9 protein-coding genes are annotated in these 10,155 nt (G+C 55.0%); all 9 read left to right on the forward strand.

Going from position 1 to position 10,155, the window contains the following annotated elements; genetic code table 11:
• The first annotated feature begins 140 nt into the window (after positions 1–140).
• The 9 genes from HY788_04675 (at position 141) to HY788_04715 (ending at position 9,357) form a co-directional block, all read left to right on the forward strand.
• Entirely contained in the window at positions 141–1,580 is a 1,440-nt protein-coding gene (locus HY788_04675; GenBank protein ID MBI4773468.1) for a bifunctional metallophosphatase/5'-nucleotidase, read from the forward strand.
• A 109-nt stretch (positions 1,581–1,689) separates the two neighbouring features.
• Positions 1,690–2,394 carry an ABC transporter ATP-binding protein gene (locus HY788_04680; protein MBI4773469.1) on the forward strand — a complete coding sequence of 235 codons (705 nt, stop codon included), beginning with the start codon at positions 1,690–1,692 and terminating at the stop codon, positions 2,392–2,394.
• Positions 2,391–3,641: an ABC transporter permease gene (locus tag HY788_04685; protein ID MBI4773470.1), complete on the forward strand. Its 1,251-nt coding sequence runs from the start codon at positions 2,391–2,393 to the stop codon at positions 3,639–3,641. Before HY788_04680 ends, HY788_04685 begins: the two co-directional genes overlap by 4 nt.
• Before the next feature lie 41 nt (positions 3,642–3,682).
• Positions 3,683–4,429 (forward strand): outer membrane lipoprotein-sorting protein, encoded by a 747-nt coding sequence (locus HY788_04690; protein ID MBI4773471.1) that lies wholly within the window; start codon positions 3,683–3,685, stop codon positions 4,427–4,429.
• Between the two features lie 3 nt (positions 4,430–4,432).
• Positions 4,433–5,731, forward strand: a complete 1,299-nt coding sequence (locus HY788_04695; protein MBI4773472.1) for a hypothetical protein — start codon at positions 4,433–4,435, stop codon at positions 5,729–5,731.
• Positions 5,732–6,011: 280 nt separating this feature from the next.
• Positions 6,012–6,437, forward strand: a complete 426-nt coding sequence (locus HY788_04700) for a nuclear transport factor 2 family protein (GenBank protein ID MBI4773473.1) — start codon at positions 6,012–6,014, stop codon at positions 6,435–6,437.
• 162 nt (positions 6,438–6,599) lie between these two features.
• Positions 6,600–7,646: a DMT family transporter gene (locus HY788_04705; protein MBI4773474.1), complete on the forward strand. Its 1,047-nt coding sequence runs from the start codon at positions 6,600–6,602 to the stop codon at positions 7,644–7,646.
• A gap of 200 nt (positions 7,647–7,846) precedes the next feature.
• Complete coding sequence (locus HY788_04710) at positions 7,847–9,157, forward strand: hypothetical protein (protein MBI4773475.1); 1,311 nt, start codon at positions 7,847–7,849, stop codon at positions 9,155–9,157.
• 20 nt (positions 9,158–9,177) lie between these two features.
• Positions 9,178–9,357 carry a hypothetical protein gene (locus tag HY788_04715; GenBank protein MBI4773476.1) on the forward strand — a complete coding sequence of 60 codons (180 nt, stop codon included), beginning with the start codon at positions 9,178–9,180 and terminating at the stop codon, positions 9,355–9,357.
• Positions 9,358–10,155 lie beyond the last annotated feature (798 nt).

The raw sequence follows: 10,155 nt of genomic DNA on the forward strand, positions 1-10,155 counted from the left end.
ATCATGTGGGCCCGTCCCATTTCAAACCCTTTACGCCGCACCGGCATTGCATTTTCCTGCACATGAATGATAAGACATTGGAAATCGGGCCTGACGAAACTGAAGATGAACCAGTTAACGTGACCGAGGGAAGATCGAATATGAAGAAGCGATGTGCCCTGCTTATTGCGCTGTTTCTATTTTTCATTCCTGCCGCATGGGCGGAACAGGTATCCATAACCCTTATCCATATAAACGATCTCCATGCACACATACTGCCCGACCGGAGAACCGGCAGTACCGGAATGGCCGTTTTGTCGAGCTTTTTAAAAGAGCAGCGCGGCCTGGACCCCGACCTCCTTTTCCTGGACGCAGGTGATTTAGTAACGGGTTCCGCCATTGACAGCCTGACCCGGGGCGAGGCCACGTACGAACTGTATGACACGCTGTCCCCGGATGCCCACGTTCTCGGAAACCACGCCTTCGATCACGGGTTGGACGTGCTGTTTCGTAATCTCTCCCATGCTCGATTTCCCGTTCTCTGCGCCAACTACCCGTTTTCCCAGGAGCAGCGTGAACGAATACGTCCGTACCTCATCGTTGAAAGGAAGGGATTGCGTATCGCGATTCTGGGTTTGACGATCCAAAAGCGTGTAAAAGGAATCGATTTCCCGGAAGATCCGCTCGAGACCGCAAGCCGTCTCCAGGATAAACTGAACAAAGAGGCCGACCTGACGATTGCATTGACTCACCTGGGGGTGGATACGGATGTAACCTTGGCGGAACACGTGCCCACCCTGGACATCATTGTCGGCGGCCACTCTCATACTTCCCTCGTTCAGCCTCGCGTGGTCGGGAATACCTATATCCTTCAAGCCGGCGCTTTCGGAGAATACGCCGGTAAGGTGCGGTTCACCTTCGACTCGGAGCAACGTCGCATCACCGCGTTTGATTCATCCCTGGCGCCCTTGGACGGGAAAACATACCCCGCCGACCCGAAGGTCGTCGCCTCTGTCCTGAAATTCTATGCCGGCTGCGACGTCAAAATGGATGAGCCGGTGGCCGAGGTGGATAGAGACTACTCGAGGACCTTTGTGGCGGATCTCGTGGTAAAACAACTGTGGACCCGATATCGTCCGGACTTTTCGCTGGTGCATCTGGGAGGATTCAGGGAGCCTCTTGCCGCCGGTACGCTGTACCGCGACGACCTGTATCGCATTTTCCCCTTTGACAACTCGATCGTGAAATTCTCGATCCCGGCATCGGCCTTAACGGAATCGCTCTTCACCACTCAGCATACGAAATGGCACAACGAGCCGCCTCTGATTTCCCACCCCCCGTTTCAGCAATTACGCAAATACCGAGACCGGGACGTCACCCTTGCGGGAAGCAACTACGTGGTGGGATTGCTTGAAAAGGCTCTGGGCCGTACGTTGATCACACACCCTCTGGATGCGCCCGAAAGGAGCATTCTGGAGCAAGCCCTGGCGGACCGGTTTCCTTTGAAAGCGCCGGAGGCTCGTGCCGCATGCCTTTGGGAGAGGTTAAGTGTCTTTCACGGCGGGATGAGGGTTTCAGATGATATGTTGGACGCCAGGTGATATTCATGGGCCGGATATTTCGGCCAACCCTTTTTCATAAGGGCAAACGTTCTATTTTGCTATTCGACTGTTTCAAAAAAAGCAAAGTGGAAAGAGGGTCTTAGAGTCTATGGACATTGCTACTTTTGAGGACGTGTCAAAAATCTACCGTATGGGTGAGGTGGACGTTGCCGCGCTCGACCGTGTGAGCTTGAGTATTCCACAGGGGGCATTCACCGCATTGCTGGGACCTTCCGGCAGCGGCAAGACCACCGCGCTGAACTTGATCGGTTGTCTGGACCAGCCCAGCGAAGGCGTGGTGACTGTGGCGGGCCAGGCCGTCGGCCGTTTGAACCGCCGTGGGAGCGCCGCTTTCAGGGGTGAAAAGCTGGGTTTCGTATTCCAGGATTTCAACCTGCTGCCGGTGCTCACGGTGTTCGAAAATGTGGAGTACCCGTTGTTGATGATTCGCGACATGCCCAAGAGCCAAAGGAAACCAAAGGTGGAGCGGGTATTGGCGGCCGTGGCAATGGAAGACCAGGCCGGCAAATATCCGGCCCAGCTTTCCGGCGGACAGAAACAACGCGTCGCCATCGCCCGGGCCCTGGTAGGAAACCCGGTCCTGATCCTGGCCGATGAGCCCACTGCCAACCTGGATGGCGCAACGGCCCACAAAGTGGTGGAATTGATGAAACGTATGCGCGATGAATTCGGCACAACTTTCGTGTTTTCCACTCACGACCCCCGGATCATGGACCAGGCGGAGGTATCATTCTATCTGGAAGACGGCCGGCTGATCGACAAAACCGGCAACCGGCAAGGAGACCCGTCATGATTAAAGTCATACGCCTGGCGCTGAAAAACCTGCTGCGCTATCAACGTCGCACCCTGCTCACGGGTCTGCTGATTGCCGTAGGGGTAGTGGCGGTGATTGTGTTTGTCGGGTTGAGCGGCTCCTTCAAGCAAGCCATCGTAGGGCAAATAACCGATTCGGTTCTCAGTCATCTGCAGGTGCACCGCAAGGGGTACCTGGCCAGCATCGATAACCTTCCCCTGGACCGCATGCTGCCCGTCGAACCGCTTGAAAAGCTTGCGGACATTCTGGCCCGGACCGATGGTGTAACGGCTTTCTCGCCCCGCATCAAATTTGGAGCCATGTTGAGCAATTACGCCCAGACCACCAACGTGCGCCTTAACGGTGTCGATCCCGAAAAAGAACAAGCCGTCGTGCCGCTGCTGGCTTCACGAATCAAGAATGCTGCGCATGGGGACATTCTCTTGAAAAAGGGCGAGGTCTTGCTGCCGGAGGTCCTGACGACGGGCCTGGGTGTTAAGACGGGCGAGACCGTGGTGCTGGTGGCCAACAACAAGGACGGTTCGGTGAACGGGATGACGTTCAAAGTGGCAGGGGTGGTGCAAAGCCTGATGGGACCGGGAGGGCGGGACGGTTATCTTCATATCGATGACGCTGCCGCCCTGCTGCGCATGGAACCCTTGGAAATCAGCGAAGTGGCTGTGCGGGCGAAGGACTTCGATCGGCTGTCGGGTGTGGCCGAGCGATTGCGAGGCACACTGGAACCCATCACCAACCGGCAGAATAAGCCCATGTTCGAACTGCACACCTGGGATCAGCTCACTCCGTTTTACAACGTGGTGCGAATGATCGATATTATGACCTTGGGCATCAAGATAATCCTTATCGCCGTCGTCCTGATCAGTGTGTTGAATGTCATGATGATGAGCGTTTACGAACGAATCCGCGAGATTGGTACGCTGACCGCCATGGGCACCCGGCCGGGCCGGATCATGGGATTGTTTGTGGCCGAAGGATTTTGCCTTGGACTGGTCAGCGCCCTGGCGGGCGCGGCCATTGGCCTTGGGGTTCTATGGATCCTGGGTGTGACCGGGGTTGAGGTCGTCTTTGGAAGCGGCAACCAGGTCTTTACACTGGCCCCGACTGTTGAACCTCGCGAGGTGCTATCGGCGTGCCTCATCGTGTTGGGTGTCTCGATCCTGGCCAGTCTTCAGCCGGCCGCTAAAGCGGCCGGACTGCAACCCGTGGAAGCTCTGCGACATGTATAAGGAAATCATATTTTGAATCATTCGAGATAGGAGGGAACCCCATGCCGCATATTACTGCAATCATACTATCTCTCATATGGATGGCGTTTACGCCTTCCGGGGGATTCGCCGAACCGTTGACCGGTGCGCAAATCCTCGAGCAGGTGGACCAGAATTTACAGCCGGGCGATCTGGAAATGTATCGCAAAATCATCAACATCGAGCCGGACGGCGGAAAGAAAGAGTTCGTGCTCTGGTTTTTGAAAAAGGACAAGGATAAGGTGGTGACCCTGTTCGTCTCGCCGGCTAGCGAAACGGGCCGCGCCACCCTGCGCCTGGGTGACAATATGTGGCTGTACATTCCCAACGTGGGCAAGCCGATCCGCATCACCAGTATGCAGTCGGTGGTGGGCGGCGTTTTCAACAATGCCGATATCATGCGCCTGGATTACAGTGTTGAATATGACGTGGCCGACCTTGCGGAAGACCAGGGCCAGTATCTTTTGGATCTCAAGGCCAAAAGCGGAGCCGTGGCCTATGATCGGCTCAAGATGTGGGTTCTCAAAAAGGAACTCGCGCCCAGCATGATCGAATGCTATGCAGCCACGGGCATGCTCATCAAGACCTTGCATTTCAAGGAAATCAAAGACATCGGAGACGGTGTCTCGAGTCCGGCGGTGATGGAAACCGACAGCCCGCTCTACAAAGGGTATCAATCTACCATGATTTCGGCGAACCTTAAAAAGCGGAGCCTGTCCGACGAAGTCTTCACCCTGAACTACTTGCCCAGGGTAAAGGACTTACGTTGAGCCATGCGTCTTTGGACTTGGATTTTGGTGCTGCTGGCTTTGTTCGCCGGGCCCGTTAACGCGGGAGAGTATGACTTCACCATTCCGGAGGCGGAAAAGAAGCCATACGAGTTCGGCGGTCGATTGGAATCCCGGTACATCTATCACCGCCTGGATGAGGATTCGGCCCAGTACAGGCTCAATTACTACCAGGATGACCCCGGAGCCGATACGCACGAATGGCGGGCGCTGGTGGAGCTTTCCGGCAACTATAGCCGGGGCGTCTTGCAGGCCAACCTGCTCACCCACCACGAATTCGTCAATACCTTTGAAGAAGATGAGTGGATCAACGACATCTACGAGGGCTATGTCTCGTTGACGCCCATACCCCACATGACCATGGATGCGGGCAAGAAACGGGTGCTGTGGGGAAAGGGCTACGCGTGGAACCCGGCCGGATTTCTCAACCGGCCCAAGGATCCGGACGACCCGGCCCTGAACCTGGAAGGACGCACCCTGCTGGGGATCGACCTGATCAAAAGTCTTACCTCCGGCTCTTTGGCCAACATCGGACTCACGGTCCTGCTGCTGCCGGTCATCAGTGACTGGGCCAACCCTGAGTTGGGCGACGAGGGCGATCTGAACACCGCGCTCAAGATGTACCTGCTCTGGTATGACACTGACCTCGATTTCATCTATTTTGACGGCCCGGATCAACCCCGCAGTTTCGGGTTCGATTTCGCCAAAAACCTGGCTGAAAATGTTGAAGTGCACGGGGAGTTGGGTTATCGACAAGATGCCCCGCGTGTCGTCCTCGATGCAGCGGGGAACACTCGAAACACACGGGAAGACCAGCTCAGTTATCTGATAGGGGGGCGATACCTCAATGCGCTCGATACCACTTTCATCGCCGAATATTACCATAACGGCAGCGGCTACGACCGGGGCGAGGTGGAAGACTTTTTTGCCTACCAGCAGGCCGCCTTCCATCGGTGGGAAGCTACCGGCGATGCCTTGGCGATGGAGCGCGCAACGCAAAGCACGCGTCCATACTATCAGCAACGTAACTTTGGGCAAGACTATTTTTATATTAAGATTTCGCAGAAGGAGCCTTTTGACATCCTGTATTTCGACCCCTGGGTGGCTGCCGTCGTCAACCTGCAGGATTTCAGCTTCAACCTGCAGCCCGGCGTGACGTGGGCGCCTGTGACGAACGTGGAAGTGAATTTTCGAGTGGGCATTCCCCTGGGGCCTGCAAATACCGATTTCGGCGAAAAACCTGATCAGTTCCGGCCCGAAATCTGGGTGAGGTACTATTTTTGAGAATCCGGTCAAACGTTTTGAGAAAATGGATGCGGTTACAGGGATTGCCGTCTTCCCTCGATTCGGATCTATTGGCTGCATTCTGCGTCTTCTTGTTCGCCGCAGGCCTCTGGAACATCGAACGCAGATGGATTCTCCGACCGGCTTCTTATGATTCCATAATGAAACCAGTCCGAATTGAAAAAGTGACTCTTCACAAACGGAAAATTTGGACCCGTTTTGGAAAAGCGCACGGCCTGAACTCATGTGAAATTTACCGACCCAACGGGAGGAAGGTCTCATGCAAGCAGACAATAAAACCGAAACTGAAGTCAAAGCGGCCCTGCAGAAGCTCATCGATTCTTACGTTAAGCGGGATTTGCAGGGATTCCTGGATTGCTTCGCACCAGATGACGATGTGGTGATCTACGGTACCGGCGCGGATGAAAAATGCGTCGGCATCGAGCGGATCCGGACCCAGGTCCGCCGCGACTGGGAGCAGAGCGAGTCAACCGCCATGTCGTTTTCCTGGATGCCCATCTCCGCGGCGGCTGGGGTCGCATGGGCGGCGGCGGACGGCGCGATCGAATTCAGCACAAATGGACAGGATGCGAGCATTCCCGTGCGGGCCACCTTTGTTTTGGAACGACGCGCGAATAAGTGGCTCATCGTTCAATCGCATTTTTCAATGCCGGCCTCCGGACAGGAAGAGGGGCGATCCTTCTAACCGATTCAAACCTGGACCCCTAGGTTGTGAGTGTGTCCGCATTCCCTGAACCAGATGTCCGATCCTTGAATTCATGGTCCGGGGCGACGGCGTACAGAGTGACCCTTCTATGGTCGGATGGCTAAGGAGCATGACAGGCAGGTGAGTAAGAGCCGGGAAGCAATGCAAATCAGGGTATTCAAACCCGGTGTGCCTGCCGCATTGGGAGCGGCGTTACTTTTCGGCGCAGGCACTCCGTTCGCCAAATGGCTGTTGCATGGCAACAATCCGTGGCTGTTGGCCGGCGTCCTCTATCTTGGATCAGGTTTAGGCGCCTCCCTCTATCGACTGTATATTCACACGCATGGCGGGAAGCTGGAGCCTTCCGAATGGCGGTGGCTTGCCGGTGCGATTTTTGCCGGAGGCGTGGTCGCGCCGGTGTTATTGATGGTCGGACTCACCGGCATGCCGGCGTCCGGCGCATCGCTGCTGCTTAACACGGAAGGTCTGTTCACGGCGCTGCTGGCATGGTTTGTATTCCGGGAAAATTTCGACCGTCGCATTGTCCTGGGGATGACCGCCATTGTTGCGGGCGCCGTTGTGGTCGGTTGGCCGGGAGACGCTCGCTTCTCGGCGGTGCTGCCGGCTCTGGCCGTGATAGGGGCCTGCCTGTCCTGGGGCATCGACAACAATCTGACCTGCAAGGTATCACATATCGATGCGACCTGGATCGCTTCCATCAAAGGCCTGGCGGCGGGTGGGGTAAACATGGGTATCGCCCTCACGCTGGGTGCGAATTGGCCCCCGTTGCCCAGCTTGGGGGGAATGCTGCTTGTCGGCTGTTTTTCTTACGGCGTCAGCCTGGTACTTTTCATCGTCGCACTGCGGCATCTTGGAACCGCCAGGGCGGGCGCCTACTTCTCTATTGCTCCGTTTTTCGGATCGGCGTTGGCGATCCCGCTCCTAGGCGAAGCAGTCGATGCACGTTTGGTCGTCGCCGGAACGCTCATGGCATTGGGCATCTGGCTGCATTTAACCGAAAACCACGAACACGAGCATGTTCACGAAGCGAACTCACACGAGCATGCGCATAGCCATGATCGTCATCATGAACATGAGCACGACGAGGCGTGCCTGCCCGGAACCGATCATATTCATCGGCATTTTCACGCTCCACTGACCCATGTGCATAACCATTTCCCCGACACCCACCACCGGCACGAGCATTAAACAGGCCCCAGCCGGCGTCTCACCGATGCACGCGATCAGTCATCCGCGCCCGTGCACAGCAGGGCGTGACCGTCTCCCGGAACCGAAAACTTCGGAGTAAGAGTCAAAACGAGACTTGACCCCTTTATGACCCCTTTACGAAGGGGTTGGACCGCGGGATTCCCGGCGAGGTCGCGAATGAATTCAATTAAGGATTGTTGATGCCTTCTCAAGGTAAAAGACCCTTTAACGTGCTGGGCATAAGCCAGTACTTCTTACCACTGGGCATAAGCCAGTACTTCTTACCACTTAACACACCACGTGCGGTGCGTCTTGGTGTTTTGGCCCGATACACGCAGACATCAGGCCTGGTGAACTGGACGATTTTGTGCGCTTCGCCTCGCACTCTTCCCCATGCGACGGACCCGGAAATGCAGGCGATCGTGTCCCCAAAAACACGGGTTCTTAGAATTCCGAGTTTGGGAGGACGCTTCTCACGCCATTTGCGCCTGCTCAGAGGCCAACCGAAGTCATTGCTGATGTTGAGCCTGCCCGATGCTCGAATTGGCTGGTTTCCCCTTGCCGTTCGGTTCGCACAAAACGAAATCGAAAGAGGTCGCTATGACATCATCCAGTCGTTTTCAACCCCCACGACTTCTCATCTTGTAGGCGGCTTCGCTCGGTTGAAATATAGACTCCCTTGGGTGGCTTTCTTCAGCGATCCTTGGAACGGAATGTACGAAGTCGAAAAGGGCTCGAAAGGAATCCTCAATCGTTTCCTGGAGAGGTGGGTTTTTGAGACGGCAGACGTGCTTGCCTTCCCTTGGAAGGATGGCGCGAATTGGGCGCTGACCAATTTTCCGGAAAGGATCCGCCGTAAAGCGGTCATTCTGAGTCACTGTTTCGACCCGGATTTATACAATTGGTGCAACAGTCCGGAGATTCTTCTCAAACGTAAAGACAAAATGCGTGTTCTGCACGCCGGCAGCTTCTACGGGCCACGAACTCCCTCCCCTTTGCTGTCAGGAATCGATCTGCTGCGGCAACAGGAACCGGCTGCGGTTGCCGATCTGGACGTTGTCCTTCTTGGCGCTCAATCGGAAAATGTCGAACGCGAAATCCGCAAATACAACCTGGAAGGAACGGTCAGGAGGCTGCCTGCAATTCCCTACTTGAAATGCTTAGCCGTGCTTCAAGATGCGGATGTCCTCCTTGTCATTGACCCTCCCTTCGACACCAATCCGTTTTTCCCCTCCAAACTTGTCGATTATCTGGGTGCTCGACGGCCAATCCTCGGTCTGACACCACCGAAGGGACCCACCGCGCAAATCCTGCGTTCCGTGGATCAGCCCATAGTATCACCATGGGAGCACAATCTCATCGCTCGTCAACTTAGCCGACTCAGGCATGCATGGCGGGAAGGCGCTTTAGTAAAACATAGGCCTCGACCTGAAGCTATTACAAGCTTCTCTGTTGAAAGCGTATCCGAAAAGTTAATAGACCTCTACAAAACAATTTCTATCTTTGACTAAAAGAACCGATCGCCAAGGTCATGCAGCGGTTGCTCACCGGCAATGCCGTGACGTCCAACCGGCGGCATCGGCGATACGGCAGGTTGTTTCAAAACCGCTACAAGTCGATTCTCTGCTTGAAAGGCGACGAACGAATTCAGGGTGACGGCGATTTTGTGGAAGAGGTGTTGGACCAGGTTTCCGAGCAGATGGATCGATGATACCGTCTCCGGGAAAAAGGGTACACCATTGAAGAATAGAAACGCACAAAATCAACCCCGTGCCCTTTACTTCACAGAACCCTCCAGAATAAGAGTCAAAACGAGACTTGACCCCTTTGCAGATAATGCGCTCAAATCGCCACTGAAACATCGCGAAGCCTTCAACACGAGTACGGATGAATTGGGAGATTCCGAGGTATGTCCAGACCCATTGCTCCCACTCGTTGTCCGAGTCGGATCGGGTCAATAGGCCGGTTTACATCCAACCTACCGCATTTGCCGCGATATGGTGAACTCGGGTCTAACAAACGTCAAAAAGCCCCTGACAAGAGCCAAGAGCAGACCCCCTTTCCCGCGAAAATCTAAAAACACTAAAACAACACGACGAGCCCGTTCCTCGTGGACCAGCGGATCGCCGGGAACGGGCACCCAAGGTCCACGATCGGGAACCGAAGCCTGAATCTTTGAACCGTTCGACCGAATCATAGACTTGGCAAGTAAGTTGAACCTGGTGGGCGATTCGGAGGTATACAAGATGTTGTGTCTGTGTTAATTTTTGATATATTATCAAAATACACCTACCGGATCCTCACTTCGACTTTGGCTGCTCACATATTGACGAGAACCGAGGTGCCTTTTGAAGATAGTCTAGCCCACGAAGATAGGGTTAAATCACGCTTTCTCTCCTTATTCTTATGCCCCAAAAGATTCGGTAATGTCCCCATATCATTGACACGGAGCTGGATGCATCAACAACTCCAAAAACGACCACGGATGATCCGTCACGTTTGCCGCCAT

The organism is Deltaproteobacteria bacterium (assembly GCA_016208165.1).
GTDB lineage: Bacteria > Desulfobacterota > Desulfarculia > JACQYL01 > JACQYL01 > JACQYL01.

Coding starts and splice junctions, on each gene's coding strand:
- HY788_04685 (MBI4773470.1), top strand. CDS start 2,391: ATGATTAAAGTCATACGCCTGGCGCTGAAAAACCTGCTGCGCTATCAA.
- HY788_04715 (MBI4773476.1), top strand. CDS start 9,178: ATGCAGCGGTTGCTCACCGGCAATGCCGTGACGTCCAACCGGCGGCAT.
- HY788_04695 (MBI4773472.1), top strand. CDS start 4,433: ATGCGTCTTTGGACTTGGATTTTGGTGCTGCTGGCTTTGTTCGCCGGG.
- HY788_04705 (MBI4773474.1), top strand. CDS start 6,600: ATGCAAATCAGGGTATTCAAACCCGGTGTGCCTGCCGCATTGGGAGCG.
- HY788_04700 (MBI4773473.1), top strand. CDS start 6,012: ATGCAAGCAGACAATAAAACCGAAACTGAAGTCAAAGCGGCCCTGCAG.
- HY788_04675 (MBI4773468.1), top strand. CDS start 141: ATGAAGAAGCGATGTGCCCTGCTTATTGCGCTGTTTCTATTTTTCATT.
- HY788_04710 (MBI4773475.1), top strand. CDS start 7,847: ATGCCTTCTCAAGGTAAAAGACCCTTTAACGTGCTGGGCATAAGCCAG.
- HY788_04680 (MBI4773469.1), top strand. CDS start 1,690: ATGGACATTGCTACTTTTGAGGACGTGTCAAAAATCTACCGTATGGGT.
- HY788_04690 (MBI4773471.1), top strand. CDS start 3,683: ATGCCGCATATTACTGCAATCATACTATCTCTCATATGGATGGCGTTT.